The sequence below is a fragment of the Erwinia endophytica genome (assembly GCF_009295515.1).
Taxonomy (GTDB): Bacteria; Pseudomonadota; Gammaproteobacteria; order Enterobacterales; family Enterobacteriaceae; genus Erwinia; species Erwinia endophytica.
Genome location: NZ_RQVV01000041.1, coordinates 1 through 17,891 on the forward strand (window position 1 = coordinate 1; position 17,891 = coordinate 17,891).

Here is a 17,891-nt window from a genome sequence, read left to right on the forward strand (position 1 = left end):
CGGGCATCGTTAACTTAAGATACAAAAGCGGTCTGGAGATGGTGGGTCAAGATCACAGTCAAACGTACGATATGCCGCATATCCAGTCCTGTTGAGGCGGCAGCAGCTTCGATGTTAATAAATACCTGATGAATACGTTGGCGTTCATCGGCCACCAGCTGATTGGTTTGCGGTGAGATGCCGCGCATGCCAGCCAGGAATACCAGACTGCCGGTATCCGCCAGAATATTCCAGGGGCCGGTAGGGGTGAACAGACTCGAAGGGGAGTGATACTCAGGGAGAGACATAACTCATACTGCCTTTTTGGTTGAGGATAACATCCGGGATTGTTTCAACAATACCACTGCGGTTACGGTTGAAATCAATGCGCAAAAGAGTGCGTAATACGACGGTGAAATGAGATTGCCCGTACGGCTAATTAGCCAGGTGCTGATCAGTGGAGCACAGCCGCCAAACAGGGCCGCCGCGAAGTTATAACCGATAGAAATAGCCGTGGTACGTATATGGGCGGGGAAAAATGCTGAGATGAGCGCTGGCAATGGGCCAAAACTGGCGGAAACCAAAATTGCGCTGCTGAAAACCAATAATCCCAGCGTGAAGCTGGATGGATGTTGGGAAAGCAGTACAAACAAGGGATAGATCAGGATCAAATAGAGCACAGCGGCTGCGCCGATCACCTGAATACGTCCCTCTTTGTCAGAAACCCAGCCCCACAGTGGAATGAGCAACATCTGCAAAATAGAGGCAACCATAATCAACAGTGATACACGGCCCATCGGCATACCTAAAGTACCCGATGCATAGTTATTCATAAACTGATTGGCAATATAACCTGCCGCGGTACCCACCGTACCAATACCGATTACTGATAAAATTCCCCGATAGTGATATTTGAAAACCTCGGTCAATGGCCGGGCAGGGAGTTTGTCCTGGCGCTCGAACGCGATAAATTCAGGCGACTCGGCAATGTTACGGCGAATATACAGTGCCAGTGGCGCAACGGCCGAACCAATCAAGAACGGTACCCGCCATCCCCAACTAATAATCTGCTGATGGCTAAGAAAAGTGTTAAGCAAAAAGGAACACACCGTGCCGACCAGAATACCCAGGCCGAAACCAACCTGCTGAAAGCTACCGATAAAACCCCGTTTATTCTCCGGCGCGTGTTCCACCATCATCGATACGGCGCCTCCCCATTCTCCGCCACCGGCAAAGCCTTGTATCAGACGAAATAAAATCAATAAAACCGGCGCCAGCCAGCCAATGGAGGCGTAGCTGGGCAAAATTGCGATACCCAGAGAGGCCAGCCCCATCAGTATCATGGTTATCGACAACAGTTTTTTACGACCTAACGTATCGCCAATTGGCGCCAGCAGTAAGGCACCTGCCGGCCTCATTAAAAAGCCGATAGCGAAGGTGGCGAAACTGCTCAGCGTTGAGATCAACGGATTATTATTGGGAAAAAACTGGGCGCCAATTATGGCGGCGAAAAAACCGAAAACAGTCAGATCAAACAGTTCAATACAGTTGCCGATGCTTGAAGCAACAATGGCTTTAAGGTCTGAACACGTCAACTTTCCCGATTGTCGATCCGTACTCATAGTGGCTGGCTCCGAGGTAAAATATTATTTCATAATATGAAATTTAAAATACAATATGGTAATGAAAATGGACCATTGACAGGCTCAAAACATGATTTGTCTGATTTATTCAGCCATGATAGAGTTTTTAATGCCAATAAATAAAGGCCTTTGATCATATGATTTATTTATTATTTCATAATATGAAATAAATACCATTTGAAGGTAAGATCGTGCCACTGTTTAAATTTCAGGCAGGCGTTTTTCACTGTTGCAACAGCGGGAAGGGACGGGAGTGGTTATGCAACGTTTTACTCTGTGGGTGATGGCGTTAACTGCCGGGCTGGTCGTCGCGAATAATTACTACAATCAGCCTTTGTTGGCAGCACTGGCCGTCAGTTTTCACGTCACACAGCAAAGTGCCAGCGCAGTGGCTGCCCTGACCCAATTGGGTTATGCGTTGGGCATGTTTTTGCTGTTGCCATTAGGGGACAAAATAGAACGCCGTTGCCTGGTGACCATTATGCTGGCGCTAGCCTGCGTCATGCTATTGCTGTTTGCCCAGGCTGCGGATTTTCGCCTGTTGCTAGTTTTTGCTTTTTTTATTGGTTTCACCAGTATCGTGCCGCAAATCTTGCCGCCGTTCGCGGCTAAGCTGGCGGGCCCGGAAAAGGCGGGTGAAGCGGTAGGTCTGGTCATGGGGGGATTACTGCTGGGGATCTTGCTGTCACGTTTTGTCTCGGGTCAGATTGGTACCTGGCTCGGTTGGCAGGCGGTTTATTATATGGCGGCGATTATCATGGTCATTCTGCTGTTTGCGTTGCGGATATTGCTCCCCGCCGCACAGCCAACTTTTACAGGGAATTATCTTTCGTTGCTGTCAAGCCTGACGGCACTGGTCAGGCGCCATGCGGTATTGCGTATTACTTCCCTGGCTGCTGCCCTGCAATTCGGTGCCTTCAGTATCTTTTGGACCACGCTGGCATTTTACCTGAGCAGTTTGCATCGGGGATATACCGCCAGCGACGCCGGTTTATTCGCGCTGGTGGGGGCAGCAGGGGTCATGGCTGCACCAGCCGCAGGGAGACTGTCTTCGCGAATCAAACCGACCACGCTGTTGTTAATCGGCGGGGGGCTGATGCTGCTGTCTTTTTTGTCGTTTGCATTGAGCTTCGGTAATGTACTGGCGTTGATCCCTGGAATAATCATCATGGATCTGGGGATGCAGGTTAGTCACGTTATTAGTATGAATCGCAATTATCAGTTAGACCTGCAAGCGGTCAGTCGATTGAATACGTTATATATGGTAACGCGTTTTCTTGGCGGCGCGTTGGGGACGCTGGTGGGGGGGATAGTCTGGCAACAGGGACATTGGTATGGTGTCTGTATTGCCGGCGCGAGCTTTTGCGCGATAGCATTAATTATTCAATGCCGTTTGTTGCGTATTGATAATCAATCGGTCCATCCGTGAAGGCGAACTTTTCACCGTTACGGTTTCTTTATCCAGGGTAATAAGGATGTATTGTGATCAAGTCTGGAGCGCCTGACGATCGGCCTGTTGAGCCTTCTCTGCGTCGACTGGCGCCGGAGGATATCAGCCCGTTACCTCATGCACTGTATAACATCATGCCGAACGAGGCGATCAGCCCTCCGGTCTCCGCCACTAAACAGGTGGCCATGACTCATGACAAAACGCTTATTCAATCGGTCAGTCGGGCACTGGATATTCTTGAGATCCTCGCCGGGCAGTCAGGGGTATTACGTCTGCAAGATATTACCGCCCGCAGTGGGCTAAACCGTTCAACGTGCCATCATTTGCTGAATACGTTGGTTCATCGGGGTTATGTGAACCGCCATGATGATAGCCGAACTTATCAATTGAGCGGCAGATTACTGGAACTGGTGCATAGCAATAACCGTGGTTCCTTTGATTTAGTCAGTGAGTCGCTGCCGGAATTACGGCGTTTGAGTCATGAAATCAATGAAACCGTATTGCTGGCGATATTTTCCGGTTCCAATCTGACCATCATAACGCGTCAGGAGCCGGATAACGGACGGAGAATGGAACCAGGAGAGATAGGCGCCGCCGCCCATGCGACTGCAGTGGGAAAAGCGATGCTGGCCTGGTTGCCGGAGCCGCAAATCGCCCGTGTGGTGGCCGATCAGGGACTGACTCCTTTTACCCGCAAAACGATCGATTCGCTGGCAACACTGGTCGAAAATCTACGGCAGATCCGTCGTCATGGCTTTGCCCTGGAAGATGAGGAGTTTATGCCCGGCCAGTCCGGGATCGCCTGTGCGATACGGGGAGAATCCGGCGAGGTGCTGGGAGCGGTTGGTTGTATCATGCCGACGGTCAGCGCCAGTAATACCCGGCTACAACAATTGCAAAGAATGCTGACGGAAAGCGCTGCTTTGCTTTCCCGCCGATCGGCCACAAGGTAGCGACGCATCCTCTCTTTACAATTTTCCAGTAAGTTCCGCTTGCAGACGTTTTATCTTCTACGGCGAAATATTGCAAGCGGGCTTTGCCCCGCGTAGCGGGGAAAAAAGTAAAAATCTGGCGGATTAATTTTGTAGAATTCAGTGAGTCTGCTTACGGGCAGGTACCGTGTAATTTGGAGATACTATGAGTAAGTCGACATACGTTTTAATTTCAGCCATGTTGTTGGGCGCGTCAGGGCCACTGTTCTCCTCTGCTGATGCGGCAGACAAGCAGGACCCGGCGGTACAGGCCCCAATTACTGAGGCTCAGGCAACGGATGCGCAGACGCTGGAAGACACCACGCCAGGCGATTCTCAGGGCGCGGCGGCTGATGTTCCTCAAGGGGCTTCATCCGGTTCGCAGGCCCAGTCCATGCAGAACCCGGGTAGTGACAATACGCAGGATCAACCTGATCCGGCTAATCCTTATGAGATTAAGTCTTTCTTCGCTGATTTTCAGCGTTTCACCATCGGCAGTGTGGTGCCGGATCGTTACCGCACCAAAAAATACGAAATTGTCGACTGGAAGGCCCGTAATCTGCCGCAACCAGATGAAGGTACCAGTTGGACTTATATGGGCGGCAACTACGTGCTGTTCAACAAAGCCGACGGCAAAATCATCAGAGCTGAATCAGGCGATATCTTTTATAAACAGTCCTGATTAAGGCCGTGTTTTCTACGAGCTGCGTTAGTCATCAACCTGAGCCTGGCGGAGAGCACCGGGCTTTTTTTCATGCTGATTTCAGTATTTGGCGCAATGATCGTGAAATAAACTTGCTATTATATAGTGCGCTATTTATATTGGGCGCATGATGACCGATAAAGATGACAAAAAAGTGCAAAACGCATCGCTATTACTTGAACAACAGCTGTGTTTTGCGCTTTATTCCGCCAATTTGGCGCTGCACAAGCAGTATCGCCAGTTGTTAAGCTTGTTGGGTATTACTTATCCGCAATATTTGGTCATGCTGGTGCTGTGGCAGCGTGATAGTGTGACGGTCTCTGAGATTGGTGAGCGTCTTTTTCTCGATTCAGCCACGTTGACGCCATTGTTGAAAAGGCTGGAAGCTGCGGGGTTGTTGAACCGCCAGCGTTCGCAAAGAGATGAGCGACAGGTGATCGTCACCCTGACTGAGCAGGGTCGCGAGTTGCGCAATAAAGCCATGGATATTCCAGATGCTGTGACTTGTGCCTCGGGCTGTGATGCTGAGGCGCTGAAATCACTCAAGCACGCGTTAGAAACCTTGCGTGACAACCTGAACCGTTGAGCAAAGGACTGAGCAGGCTGGAATCGTCGGTTGCAGACTCAATAATATGTACCCATATATATAGCTTGCTATTTAATTGCGTGCTTAACATGAAAATCAAACAGAAGGAGCCTCACCATGTCGTTAGAAAAAGTTGTTTATCGTGCGAAAGCGAAAGCCACCGGGGGACGTGATGGTCGTGCTACTTCCTCTGATGGTGTGCTGGACGTGAAACTGGGCCTGCCAAAAGAGATGGGGGGCGCGGGTGGTGAAGCCACCAATCCTGAGCAGTTGTTTGCTGCCGGTTACTCGGCTTGCTTCCTCGGCGCAATGAAGTTTGTTGCGGGGCGCGACAAAATTTCTCTGTCAAAAGACGTCTTTATTGAAGGTGAAGTAGGGATTGGCCCTTTACCGACTGGTTTTGGGATTGAGGTTACGCTGAATATTCATCTGGCAGGAATGGCGGCGGCGGAAGCTAAAAAATTGGTTGATGCAGCGCATATCGTCTGCCCTTATTCCAATGCGACTCGCGGCAACATTGATGTCACGCTGAATATCATTAACTGATAGTAAGTACTCACAAGGGTGGTGTCTGCCACCCTGTTATGATGGCTCCTTCACGCTGGCTATTTCACCTTTCCGGCGTTATCTGCATGCTTACGCGCATAAACCATCCGGCACGATGTCTTCATCCCTGTTTATAACGTCGTCTGACGCTCAGAATCATCCGGGGTATTTTATTTCCGCTCAGTAATTAGTTTACGCCCCGAACTCTGGTGTGACAGGAGAGTCCAACTGGCGTTGGGTTCGTTTTAAGAACCATTTTAAGTGACACCGGGAATCAACGTTGTATGAATGATATAAAAACACTGACTCAGCAAAAGCTGTCGTTTTTGCTGGCTTTTTACATTGGGATTTTTCTAAATATCCCGGTCTTTTATCGTCGTTTTGACCCCTTTGGGTCCCATTTCAAAATATCTCAGTGGTTTTCCGCCGTGGCGGAAGTGGTCGCTATCGTCCTGCTAACCTTTTTCCTGATGCGTCTGTTATCACTGGGCGGCAAGATATTCTGGCGTATCGCGGCTACCGCACTGGTGTTGATATCTGTTGCCGCCAGCTACTACATGAGCTTTTTCAACGTCGTGATTGGCTATGGCATCGTTGCTTCGGTGATGACGACCGATATTGATCTGTCGAAAGAGGTGATTGGTTATTACTTTGTGTTGTGGATGGTGCTGGTCAGTGCTGTACCGCTGCTGCTGATTTGGCGTAATACCTTGTGCTTTACCTTGCTGGAACAGATTCAAACGCCAGGTCAGCGTTTGCAGCCGCTGATCACTTTACTGTTGGCGGTGGCGCTGGTGTGGTTGCCCATTCGTTATTTCGATAAGCAGCAAAACAGGAATGAAAAGCTGACCAATATCGATTTACCGAGCTACGGCGGCGTGGTCGCGCACTCTTATCTGCCTTCTAACTGGCTTACCGCGCTGGGTCTGCTTGCTTATACCCGCTACGACGAAAAGATGGACAGTGAAGAGCTGTTCGATCCGGCGAAGGCATTCACCTACAAGGCGCCTGCGGGACTGGATGACACCTATGTGGTCTTCGTCATTGGTGAAACCACGCGCTGGGATCATATGGGGCTGCTGGGGTATCACCGCGATACTACGCCGAAGCTGTCGCAAGAGAAGAATCTGGTGGCCTTTCGCGGTGAGTCCTGCGACACCGCGACCAGGTTGTCACTGCGCTGTATGTTTGTGCGTGAAGGCGGAACGGATGACGGCCCTGGCCGTACCCTGAAAGAGCAAAACGTTTTCGCGGTACTGAAGAAACTGGGTTTCAGTTCCGAGCTGTTCGCTATGCAAAGTGAAATCTGGTTCTATAACAATACTGATGCGGATAACTACGCATTCCGCGAACAGATTGGCTCGGAGAAGCAAAATCAGGGTAAATCGGTCGACGATATGCTCCTGGTGTCCGAGCTGAAGAAGTCGATAAGTCGCCATCCGCAGGGAAAACATTTGGTGGTACTGCACACCAAAGGCTCGCATTACCTTTATTCTCAGCGCTATCCTCGTCAATTCGCGCATTATCAGCCGGAATGTATGGGCGTGGACAAGCGCTGTAGCCAGGCAACGTTAATCAACGCTTTTGATAACTCGGTGCTGTATACCGATAGTGTGTTGGACAGTGTATTTGATCAGTTGCGTGATAAAAAGGCGATCGTTTTTTATGCGGCGGATCATGGTGAATCGATCAGTAACAACATGCATCTGCACGGAACACCACGCGATATGGCGCCCGCGGAGCAGTTCCGTGTGCCAATGATTATCTGGGCTTCAGATAAATATCTGGCGAACTCGTGGAACCAGCGCGCTTTTGAACGCCTTAAAGCGCAGCAGCGAACAGGCAAAACGCATCGGCACTATGAACTGTTTGACTCCATCCTCGGTTGTCTGGGTTATACGTCGCCGGATGGTGGGATCAACGAGTCCAATAACTGGTGCGCTGATCCAGCGAAGGCGGTACACCCCCCCATGATGCAACCCTCAATAACGGGTTGATGTTACCGGCAAACAATCCCCGGAATGCGGTCGTGTTTTTGCATAAAATTCCCGATGGCAGATGGGGATGACCCCGCGATGAGATGAAGTCTGCGAAATGGTCAATGGCGGCACCGTACTGAGGGCATAAGCGATAAAAAGCCTTTCCCTGGTGACGATTAAACGCTTAATTCGCGGCGCATTTCTCTGATGGATATTTCTGATTTTCTGGTTTGTTTTTATACAACCTTCATAGAATATTTAGCTGCTTCATCGGTGATAAACAAAGTGTATCGTTCACTAATGAGTCACTTGATGGTTTATTCAAATAGTTTTTTCACAGAGCAAATTTCTATCTATAGAGAAATAATCATCACAAAATGCCACTTTATTTTTTTATTTAATTATATTTACCTTTATTTTTAGCCTTTTTATCTTTGATTGTGCTGGTCTTTTGCTTTTCACATTCTGTGTAAATACCTGCCAATTGTATTGACCTTCCTGGCAACTGTTGACAAATTGATGCCTCAGCGGGTGAAACAGCTCGGATTTGTCTGATGTTCCTGCCGGTCAGCATTTTTACAGATCTTTTTTACTTTTCGCTGTCGCCGCAAGGCAAAACGTCAGGACCGTACAAATAAAAATAAGGTCCGACGGAGATTGTCCAACACCACATCACAATGGGAGCAGAAACATGCGTATTTCCTTGGCTAAAACAAGGATGCTGAAGGTCGGTCTGAGCCTGATCGCTTTGACCGTAGCCGCTGGCGTCCAGGCGAAAACTCTGGTTTATTGTTCTGAAGGGTCGCCTGAAGGCTTTAACCCGCAGTTGTTTACCTCCAGTACTACCTATGACGCCAGTTCCGTGCCGATCTACAACCGTCTGGTTGAGTTTAAAATCGGTACGACTGAAATCCAACCTGGCCTGGCGGAAAAATGGGATATCAGCGACGACGGCAAAACTTACACTTTCCACTTGCGTAAAGGGGTGAAGTGGCAGACTACCAAAGATTTTAAACCGACCCGTGATTTTAATGCTGACGACGTGATTTTTTCCTTCGAGCGTCAACTGGATAAAAACCACCCGTACCATAATATTTCTGGCGGCAGCTATGAGTACTTCGACGGTATGGATATGCCGAAGTTGATCAGCAAAATCGAAAAAGTGGACGACTATACCGTGCGCTTTGTGCTGACCCGTCCGGAGTCGCCATTCCTGGCTGACCTGGGCATGGACTTCGCTTCCATCCTGTCAGCGGAATACGCCGACAACATGCTGAAAGCCGGTACGCCGGAGAAGGTGGATCTGAACCCGGTCGGCACCGGCCCGTTCCAGTTGCTGCAATATCAGAAAGACTCCCGCATCCTGTACAAGGCCTTTGACCAGTACTGGGGCACCAGGCCAAAAATCGACCGTCTGGTGTTCTCCATTACTCCAGACGCGTCTGTGCGTTACGCCAAGCTGCAGAAAGGCGAATGCCAGGTGATGCCATTTCCGAATCCGGCAGATATCGCCCGTATGAAGGCAGATAAAAATATCAACCTGATGCAGATGCCGGGCCTGAATGTCGGTTACCTGGCGTTCAACACCGAGAAAAAACCGCTGGATAACGTCAAGGTGCGCCAGGCGCTGACCATGGCGGTCAACAAGCAGGCAATTATTGATGCGGTGTATCAGGGAACGGGCCAGATAGCGAAAAATCTGATCCCGCCGACGATGTGGGGCTATAACGACGCGGTGCAGGATTATCCTTACGATCCGGCGAAAGCGAAAGCGTTGTTGAAAGAAGCAGGTTTGCCTGACGGGTTCTCTATCGACCTGTGGGCAATGCCGGTGCAGCGGCCGTATAACCCGAATGCGCGTCGTATGGCGGAGATGATACAAAGCGACTGGGCGAAAATTGGTGTGAAAGCCAACATCGTCACCTACGAGTGGGGCGAATATCTCAAACGTGCTAAAGCCGGTGAACACCAGACAGTGATGATGGGATGGACCGGTGATAACGGGGATCCGGATAACTTCTTCGCCACGTTATTCAGCTGTGCGGCGGCAAAAGATGGTTCTAACTACTCTCGCTGGTGTTACAAGCCGTTTGAAGACGTGATTCAGCCAGCTCGTACTGAAGCCGATCACAACAAGCGTATTGAATATTACAAACAGGCTCAGGTGGTGATGCATGAACAGGCGCCAGCGCTGATCATCGCGCATTCCACTGTGTATGAGCCGGTCAGCAAAAAAGTCATTGGCTACGTTGTGGATCCATTAGGTAAACATCACTTCGAGAACGTTGATCTTCAGCAATAATTCAGGTCTGGCGCACGGTTGAACCACGGTGTTGCGCGGTGTCCGCACTCTTCGTCTGACGATAAGTCATGTTGCGAAGAAGGGGGCCGCGCAACGGCGGCTTTTGTCTGCATCCGTTGGTGATGATGGGATGAAAATAACCCTTAATTGAGTTCATTCAATCAACCCTGGGCCTGGACGCTGATTAATGTGTCGCGATTGGGACTGGTCAGTCGCAAGATGTGAGCAATGATAATCTCACCGGTCATTAACCGGTGGGAAATTACAGAGAATCCGGATTATGCTGCAGTTCATACTCCGACGTCTGGGACTTGTCATCCCGACGTTTATTGGCATCACCTTATTAACTTTCGCGTTTGTCCACTTAATCCCGGGCGATCCCGTGTTGATTATGGCCGGAGAACGCGGCATGTCACCTGAACGCCACGCTCAGCTTCTGGCCCAGATGGGGCTGGATAAACCGCTGTGGCAACAGTACGTTTCCTACGTTTATGGCGTACTCCATGGCGACCTGGGCATTTCGCTTAAAAGCCGCATTCCCGTCTGGCAGGAATTTGTTCCGCGCTTTAAAGCGACGCTGGAGCTGGGGATTTGCGCAATGATCTTTGCGGTGGTAGTCGGCATTCCGGTCGGTGTGCTGGCGGCGGTGAAGCGTGGTTCGGTCTTCGATCACGCAGCCGTGGGCATTTCGCTGACCGGCTACTCCATGCCCATTTTTTGGTGGGGGATGATGCTGATCATGCTGGTGTCGGTACAACTCAATCTGACCCCGGTATCGGGGCGTATTGGCGACACGGTATTCCTTGACGACAGCAAGCCGCTGACGGGTTTTATGCTGATTGATACCCTGATATGGGGAGAACCGGGCGATTTTAAAGATGCGGTGATGCATATGATCCTGCCGGCGATTGTGCTGGGCACCATCCCGCTGGCGGTGATCGTGCGGATGACGCGTTCGGCGATGCTGGAAGTGCTGGGAGAAGACTACATTCGTACCGCCCGGGCTAAGGGCCTGACCCGTATGCGGGTGATCGTAGTGCATGCGTTGCGTAATGCCATGCTGCCCGTGGTGACGGTGATTGGTTTGCAGGTGGGGACGCTGTTAGCAGGGGCCATTCTGACCGAGACGATTTTCTCCTGGCCGGGGCTCGGCCGCTGGTTGATCGATGCGCTGCAACGGCGTGACTACCCGGTGGTACAGGGGGGCGTGCTGCTGGTGGCCACGTTGATTATTCTGGTCAACCTGTTGGTCGATGTGCTTTACGGCGTGGTTAACCCACGCATTCGTCATAAGAAATAAGGGGGCCAGGATGTCTTTAGTCAATCCAGGCAGCGTATCTGCTGCACCCAAGCCCATGACCCCTTTACAGGAGTTTTGGCATTATTTTAAACGTAACAAAGGTGCTGTCATTGGCCTGGTCTACGTGGTGTTGATGTTTTTTATCGCTATTTTCGCCAATGTTATCGCCCCGCATGCACCCGCAGATCAATTTCGTGACGCGCTGCTGCATCCACCCGTCTGGCAGGATGGCGGCAGTTGGAAGTTTATCCTGGGGACTGATGACGTGGGGCGCGATATCTTGTCCCGTCTGATGTATGGCGCCCGCCTGTCGCTGCTGGTTGGCTGTCTGGTGGTGGTGCTGTCACTGATCCTTGGGGTGATTTTCGGTCTGATTGCTGGCTATGTCGGTGGTGTGGCGGATGCCACTATTATGCGTCTGGTGGATATCATGCTGGCACTGCCCAGCCTGCTATTGGCGCTGGTGCTGGTGGCGATTTTCGGTCCGTCAATTGTTAACGCGTCTATCGCGCTGACCTTTGTGGCATTGCCGCACTATATCCGACTGACCCGCGCTGCGGTGATGGTGGAGGTGAACCGCGACTACGTCACCGCCTCTAACGTGGCGGGGGCGGGCGCTATCCGCCAGATGTTTGTCAATATTCTGCCTAATTGCCTTGCCCCGTTGATCGTGCAGGCGTCGCTGGGCTTTTCCAACGCGATCCTCGATATGGCCGCGTTGGGCTTCCTGGGGATGGGGGCGCAACCGCCGACACCGGAGTGGGGAACGATGCTCTCCGATGTGTTGCAGTATGCGCAAAGTGCCTGGTGGGTAGTCACTTTCCCTGGGGTGGCTATTCTGCTGACGGTGTTGGCATTTAATCTGATGGGTGACGGTTTGCGTGACGCCCTCGACCCGAAACTCAAGCAGTAAGAGGCAGCCCATGGCGTTATTAAATGTAGACAAACTGTCAGTGCATTTCGGCGACGAGTCGTCAGCGTTTCGTGCCGTTGATCGTATCAGCTATCAGGTCCAACAGGGACAGGTCGTGGGGATCGTGGGCGAGTCCGGATCGGGGAAATCAGTCAGTTCTCTGGCGATCATGGGGCTGATTGATTATCCCGGTAAAGTGACGGCCGAAGCATTGCGGTTTAACCAGCGCGACCTGCAGCGCATTTCTGAAAAAGAACGTCGCCAGTTGGTGGGTTCTGAAGTGGCGATGATCTTCCAGGATCCGATGACCAGCCTGAACCCGTGTTACACGGTCGGTTTTCAGATTATGGAAGCGATCAAAGTGCATCAGGGAGGCAACAAAAAAAGTCGTCGCCAGCGGGCGATCGACTTGCTGACGCAGGTGGGTATTCCTGATCCCGCGTCCCGTCTGGATGTTTATCCGCATCAGCTTTCTGGTGGGATGAGCCAGCGTGTAATGATCGCAATGGCGATTGCCTGTCGGCCAAAGCTGCTGATTGCCGATGAACCGACCACGGCACTGGACGTCACCATCCAGGCGCAGATCATCGAACTGTTACTTTCCCTGCAACGTCAGGAAAACATGGCGCTGATCCTGATAACCCACGATCTGGCGTTGGTGGCGGAAGCCGCTCAGCATATCATCGTGATGTATGCTGGCCAGGTGGTGGAAAGCGGTAAGGCTGTTGATATCTTTAAAGCGCCGCGTCATCCGTATACCCAGGCGCTGTTACGCGCACTGCCGGAGTTTGCCGCCGATAAGTCGCGTCTGGCTTCCCTGCCGGGGGTGGTACCGGGTAAATATGACCGTCCAGACGGTTGTTTGTTAAACCCGCGTTGCCCGTATGCGACTGACCGTTGTCGGTCAGAAGAGCCTGAATTACGTGATATTCCAGGGCGTCAGTCCAAATGCCATTATCCACTGGATGATGCCGGGAGACCAACTTATGAAGCCTGAACAAGCTAACTCATCGCTGCTGATGCAGGCGATCGATCTGAAAAAATATTACCCGGTGAAGAAAGGGATGTTTGGTCAGGAACGCCTGGTGAAAGCGCTGGACGGTGTGTCTTTTAATCTTGAGCGTGGTAAAACGCTGGCGGTGGTGGGAGAGTCCGGCTGCGGTAAATCCACCCTGGGACGCTTGTTGACGATGATCGAAACGCCAACGGAAGGGCAACTGTTTTATCAGGGGCAGGATTTGCTGAAGCACGATCCTGTCGCTCAGAAGTTGCGCCGCCAGAAGATTCAAATTGTTTTCCAGAATCCGTACGGTTCACTGAATCCACGTAAAAAGGTCAGTCAGATCCTTGAAGAGCCGTTGCTGATTAACACCCGTCTGAGCAAGGCGGAGCGCCGGGAAAAGGCGCTGGAAATGATGGCAAAGGTCGGCCTGAAAACCGAACATTATGATCGCTACCCTCATATGTTCTCTGGTGGTCAGCGCCAGCGTATCGCCATTGCTCGCGGCCTGATGCTCGATCCGGATGTGTTGATTGCCGATGAACCGGTTTCAGCGCTGGATGTTTCGGTTCGGGCCCAGGTGCTGAACCTGATGATGGACTTGCAACAGGAGTTGGGGCTTTCGTACGTCTTTATCTCGCATGATCTGTCAGTGGTGGAACATATCGCTGATGAGGTGATGGTTATGTATCTGGGACGCTGTGTGGAGCGCGGGAGTAAAGAGGCGATTTTTTCCAATCCACGCCATCCTTATACCCAGGCATTGCTTTCTGCCACGCCTCGCCTGAACCCGGATGCGCGCCGCGAGCGCATCAAGCTGACCGGTGAACTGCCCAGCCCGCTGAATCCGCCGCCGGGTTGCGCGTTCAATGCGCGATGCAGCCGTCGCTTTGACCTTTGTACCCAGCTACAGCCCCAGCTTAAGCCATATGGCGATCAGCAGATTGCCTGCTTTGCCGTCGATCAGGACGAAGAGGAACCGGCCATCAACTGACGGGGTCGATATAGCGGCGTACACTGGCTCACATTGGTCACCGTGGCAACAATGACGACAAAGGGCGAAGCGATTCGCCCTTTTCGTTTTTTACTCCACGTTTTTATGGCGTATTTAACTGATAAATCTTGGTCTTATTATGGCGGGCAACGAATCAGCGTCCATTCCGGCGGGATAACTTAACAAGCGTTCACCATACGATATACTCAGGACAGTTTGCCGCTCAGGCGTGGTGGCTCCAACGTCCCGGAGAAAAGCTTTGCGTGTGAGTCGTTCATTAACGATAAAACAGATGGCGACGGTATCAGGCGTTGCGGCGGTGACTCTCTGTATTTTTATCGTTATCCAGCTTTTCCATTTTGTGCAACAGCGCAGGATGGAGTATGCCCAGCAGATGGAGAACATTGCGCATACCATACGTCAGCCATTGTCTCAGGCTGTCTTCAAGGCCGATATTGTTCAGGCTGAGCAGATACTCAATTCATTAAAGCCTGCCGGGGTCCTGGCACGTGCTGAAGTGATATTACCCAATGGGATGCGGGTTCTGCACAGTGATTTTACGCCGCCCAGAGCGGTGCCGGTGTTTATCGCTAAGATATTTGAACTGCCGGTGACCATCACCGTACCACTGTACTCGCTGGCGTCGACCAATCCCAAACCGCTGGCACAGCTGGCGTTGCAGGCTGATTCGTGGCGCGTTTATCAGTTCATTCTCAGCGCCCTGTCAACCATGGTGACGACCTATCTGTTGCTGGCGTTGATCCTCTCGGTGGCCATTAGTTGGTGTATCAACAAGCTGATCATTCGGCCGCTGCGCGCTATCGCTGACGAACTGCAGGCTCTGCCGCCGCAGGCGGTTATTGCGCATCGACTCTCTCTGCCTGCACGCCACCGTGATGATGAGCTGGGGAGGCTAATCCGCAGTTATAACCGCAATCAGCAGGTGGTTGAAGCGGTACATGATGAAATGAGCCGCCTGACCACCCGCTTCGCCCTGACCCATCAGCCGGACAAAGCCCTGTTCCTCACTTTGCTGGAGAGGGGGCGGGCGCACCCGCGTTTGACTCAGGAACACAATATTTTGCAGGGGCTGGAGGAAGGGCAGTTCTCCCTGTTTCTGCAACCGCAAGTGGATATGCGTAATGGCAATCTGGTGGGAGCGGAAGCCCTGTTGCGTATGCGCCAGCCCGATGGCAATTGGGCGCTACCGGAAGATTTGATGGTTAATGCTGAAGAGCATGACGTGATTGGCGCGTTGGGACGTTGGATCGTTGAAGAGTCCTGCCGGATGTTGGCGACCTGGCAGAAAGTGGGCATTAGCGTGCCGCTTAGCGTGAATTTCTCGGCTGTTCAACTGTGTGAACCGGAGATGATTATGCATCTGCGTGAGCTGATTGCCAGTCACCAGATTTTTCCAGGTAGTCTGATACTGGAAATCACGGGGACGGCGCAGGTTGGCGAACCTGGCCTGGCTCTGCGTCTGTTGGGTGAGCTGCAACAGGTCGGGGTGTTGGTCGCGTTGGATGATTTTGGCATGGGCCACGCCAATCTGAACTGGCTGAGTCAGCTTCAATCGCTGCCAGTCAGTACGCTGAAGATGGACCGGCGCTTTGTCTGCTTGCTGCCTGGCGATGACACGATGGTGAAAGTCATCGTGGCGATTGCAGAGATAATCAAACTGGATGTGATTGCTGAAGGAGTGGAAACCGTTGAGCAACGCGACTGGCTATTGGCTCGTGGTATCCATATCGGCCAGGGTTACTTCTATTCTGAGGCGTTGCCGGTATCAGTCTTTAACGATAAATACTTCACCCGATTGCCGCCTGTCTGATGACATGTCGTTTTTCGCGATGTGCCAGTCCCCTTCTGTCAGTATATCCTGATGCTGAAATGATTCAGTTCTTAAAATGATGAATCACTTGCGTCAGAACATGTCAATTTATATCAATGTCGTTAATGTGGTGTTATTTTTTTGCGCTGAAGTAGGTAATAACGATGACATTTTTATTCCATTAAGTTGTTAACGGATATGATATGAAAACTTTCCTGTTCAAAAACCTCTATTTTCAGGTATTGGCCGCCATCGCGATGGGCGTGTTATTGGGACACTTCTGGCCTGAGTTGGGTTCACAGATGAAACCACTGGGCGACGCTTTCGTAAAACTGATCAAGATGATTATCGCCCCGGTGATTTTTTGTACCGTGGTGACCGGCATTGCCGGTATGGAAAGCATGAAAGCGGTCGGGCGTACTGGTGCTGTGGCGTTGCTCTATTTTGAAGTAGTCAGTACTGTCGCGCTGATTATTGGTCTGGTAGTGGTGAACGTGTTGCAGCCAGGCGCAGGGATGAACGTTGATCCCACCACGCTGGATGCTAAAGCGGTCGCGGTGTACGCTCAGCAGGCGGAACAGCAGGGTATTATCGCCTTTCTGTTGGATATTATCCCGGGTAGCGTCATCGGCGCTTTCGCCAGCGGTAACATTCTTCAGGTATTGCTGTTTGCTATTCTGTTCGGTTTTGCTTTGCATCGCATGGGGCATCAAGGTTCGCTGGTGTTCGATATTATCGACCGTTTCTCTCAGGTTATCTTCGGCATTATTAATATGATTATGCGTCTGGCACCGATTGGGGCGTTTGGCGCGATGGCTTTTACTATCGGTAAATACGGGATCGGCTCGCTGGTACAGTTGGGGCAACTGATTATCTGTTTTTACATTACCTGCATACTGTTTGTGGTGGTGGTATTGGGGCTGATTGCGCGTGTGGTGGGCTTTAATATCTTCAGGTTTATCGCCTATATCAAAGAAGAACTGCTGATCGTGCTTGGGACCTCCTCTTCGGAGTCGGCCTTGCCGCGCATGCTGGATAAGATGGAAAAACTGGGGTGTAAAAAATCGGTGGTCGGGTTGGTTATCCCAACCGGTTATTCGTTTAACCTTGACGGAACGTCGATTTATCTGACCATGGCGGCTGTTTTTATCGCTCAGGCGACCAATGCCAATATGGATATAATCCAACAGATAACCTTGATAGTGGTGTTATTGCTTTCTTCGAAAGGGGCGGCGGGCGTCACCGGCAGCGGTTTCATTGTCCTGGCGGCAACTCTGTCTGCGGTAGGCCATTTACCGGTCGCCGGACTGGCGTTGATCCTCGGTATTGATCGCTTTATGTCCGAAGCGCGTGCGCTGACTAATCTGGTCGGGAATGGCGTAGCAACAATCGTGGTGGCGAAGTGGGTTGATCAACTGGATGAAAAACAGCTTAAGGAGAGGCTTTCCGCGTCCAAAAGGACAAAAAAACGCGCTGAAATTCAGTGGTAATGAATGTATTAAATATCCGGTAAATGTCGCTCATGACTTGCCCTCACCGCGGACATTTGCATAATACCCCCAGCATTTTTATTATTTTTTCACTTTTCAGCGGGATATCCCCGCTAATGCGTGGTCTAAGAAGCTGTTCCATCCTAAAACAACGGCTTTCCTGAGTTATCTTTTTTCACTGATAGCCGCAGGCCGTAGATCGTC

At 51.3% G+C, this 17,891-nt stretch carries 16 protein-coding genes; 13 read left to right on the plus strand and 3 right to left on the minus strand.

Features of this window, described 5'->3' with window-relative positions; all coding sequences use genetic code 11:
- Window positions 1–14: 14 nt before the first annotated feature.
- Window positions 15–287 carry a RidA family protein gene (locus EH228_RS12935; protein WP_152322070.1) on the minus strand — a complete coding sequence of 91 codons (273 nt, stop codon included), beginning with the start codon at window positions 285–287 and terminating at the stop codon, window positions 15–17.
- 3 nt (window positions 288–290) lie between these two features.
- Window positions 291–1,601 carry an MFS transporter gene (locus EH228_RS12940; RefSeq protein ID WP_152322071.1) on the minus strand — a complete coding sequence of 437 codons (1,311 nt, stop codon included), beginning with the start codon at window positions 1,599–1,601 and terminating at the stop codon, window positions 291–293.
- 280 nt (window positions 1,602–1,881) lie between these two features.
- Here EH228_RS12940 and EH228_RS12945 point away from each other — a divergent pair, with 280 nt between their 5' ends.
- The 7 genes from EH228_RS12945 (at window position 1,882) to dppA (ending at window position 10,159) form a co-directional block, all read left to right on the plus strand.
- Window positions 1,882–3,051 carry an MFS transporter gene (locus tag EH228_RS12945; protein ID WP_152322072.1) on the plus strand — a complete coding sequence of 390 codons (1,170 nt, stop codon included), beginning with the start codon at window positions 1,882–1,884 and terminating at the stop codon, window positions 3,049–3,051.
- Window positions 3,052–3,104: 53 nt separating this feature from the next.
- On the plus strand, window positions 3,105–4,025 hold the full coding sequence (locus EH228_RS12950; protein ID WP_152322073.1) for an IclR family transcriptional regulator: 921 nt from the start codon (window positions 3,105–3,107) through the stop codon (window positions 4,023–4,025).
- A gap of 184 nt (window positions 4,026–4,209) precedes the next feature.
- Window positions 4,210–4,725 carry an RcnB family protein gene (locus tag EH228_RS12955; RefSeq protein ID WP_152322074.1) on the plus strand — a complete coding sequence of 172 codons (516 nt, stop codon included), beginning with the start codon at window positions 4,210–4,212 and terminating at the stop codon, window positions 4,723–4,725.
- A 148-nt stretch (window positions 4,726–4,873) separates the two neighbouring features.
- Window positions 4,874–5,332, plus strand: coding sequence for a MarR family winged helix-turn-helix transcriptional regulator (locus tag EH228_RS12960; protein ID WP_152322075.1), 459 nt, complete (start codon window positions 4,874–4,876; stop codon window positions 5,330–5,332).
- A 117-nt stretch (window positions 5,333–5,449) separates the two neighbouring features.
- Window positions 5,450–5,878, plus strand: coding sequence for an organic hydroperoxide resistance protein (locus tag EH228_RS12965; RefSeq protein ID WP_152322076.1), 429 nt, complete (start codon window positions 5,450–5,452; stop codon window positions 5,876–5,878).
- A 284-nt stretch (window positions 5,879–6,162) separates the two neighbouring features.
- A complete protein-coding gene (eptB, locus tag EH228_RS12970) occupies window positions 6,163–7,875 on the plus strand; it encodes a kdo(2)-lipid A phosphoethanolamine 7''-transferase (RefSeq protein WP_152322077.1) in 1,713 nt (570 codons plus the stop codon).
- A 673-nt stretch (window positions 7,876–8,548) separates the two neighbouring features.
- Entirely contained in the window at window positions 8,549–10,159 is a 1,611-nt protein-coding gene (dppA, locus tag EH228_RS12975; protein WP_152322078.1) for a dipeptide ABC transporter periplasmic-binding protein DppA, read from the plus strand.
- 1 nt (window position 10,160) lies between these two features.
- On the opposite strand, the gene EH228_RS20230 is transcribed toward dppA, so the two are convergent.
- Window positions 10,161–10,316, minus strand: a complete 156-nt coding sequence (locus EH228_RS20230; RefSeq protein ID WP_193323342.1) for a hypothetical protein — start codon at window positions 10,314–10,316, stop codon at window positions 10,161–10,163.
- A 123-nt stretch (window positions 10,317–10,439) separates the two neighbouring features.
- Here EH228_RS20230 and dppB point away from each other — a divergent pair, with 123 nt between their 5' ends.
- The 6 genes from dppB to EH228_RS13005 all read left to right on the plus strand — a co-directional run bounded on the left by dppB (window position 10,440) and on the right by EH228_RS13005 (window position 17,687).
- A complete protein-coding gene (gene dppB / locus EH228_RS12980) occupies window positions 10,440–11,459 on the plus strand; it encodes a dipeptide ABC transporter permease DppB (protein ID WP_152322079.1) in 1,020 nt (339 codons plus the stop codon).
- A 10-nt stretch (window positions 11,460–11,469) separates the two neighbouring features.
- Window positions 11,470–12,372: a dipeptide ABC transporter permease DppC gene (dppC, locus tag EH228_RS12985; protein WP_152322080.1), complete on the plus strand. Its 903-nt coding sequence runs from the start codon at window positions 11,470–11,472 to the stop codon at window positions 12,370–12,372.
- 10 nt (window positions 12,373–12,382) lie between these two features.
- Window positions 12,383–13,369, plus strand: coding sequence for a dipeptide ABC transporter ATP-binding protein (gene dppD / locus EH228_RS12990; protein WP_152322081.1), 987 nt, complete (start codon window positions 12,383–12,385; stop codon window positions 13,367–13,369).
- Complete coding sequence (gene dppF, locus EH228_RS12995; protein ID WP_152322082.1) at window positions 13,359–14,366, plus strand: dipeptide ABC transporter ATP-binding subunit DppF; 1,008 nt, start codon at window positions 13,359–13,361, stop codon at window positions 14,364–14,366. Before dppD ends, dppF begins: the two co-directional genes overlap by 11 nt.
- A 259-nt stretch (window positions 14,367–14,625) precedes the next feature.
- Window positions 14,626–16,197, plus strand: a complete 1,572-nt coding sequence (locus EH228_RS13000; RefSeq protein ID WP_204902662.1) for an EAL domain-containing protein — start codon at window positions 14,626–14,628, stop codon at window positions 16,195–16,197.
- A 203-nt stretch (window positions 16,198–16,400) separates the two neighbouring features.
- Window positions 16,401–17,687 carry a dicarboxylate/amino acid:cation symporter gene (locus EH228_RS13005; protein ID WP_152322084.1) on the plus strand — a complete coding sequence of 429 codons (1,287 nt, stop codon included), beginning with the start codon at window positions 16,401–16,403 and terminating at the stop codon, window positions 17,685–17,687.
- Window positions 17,688–17,891 lie beyond the last annotated feature (204 nt).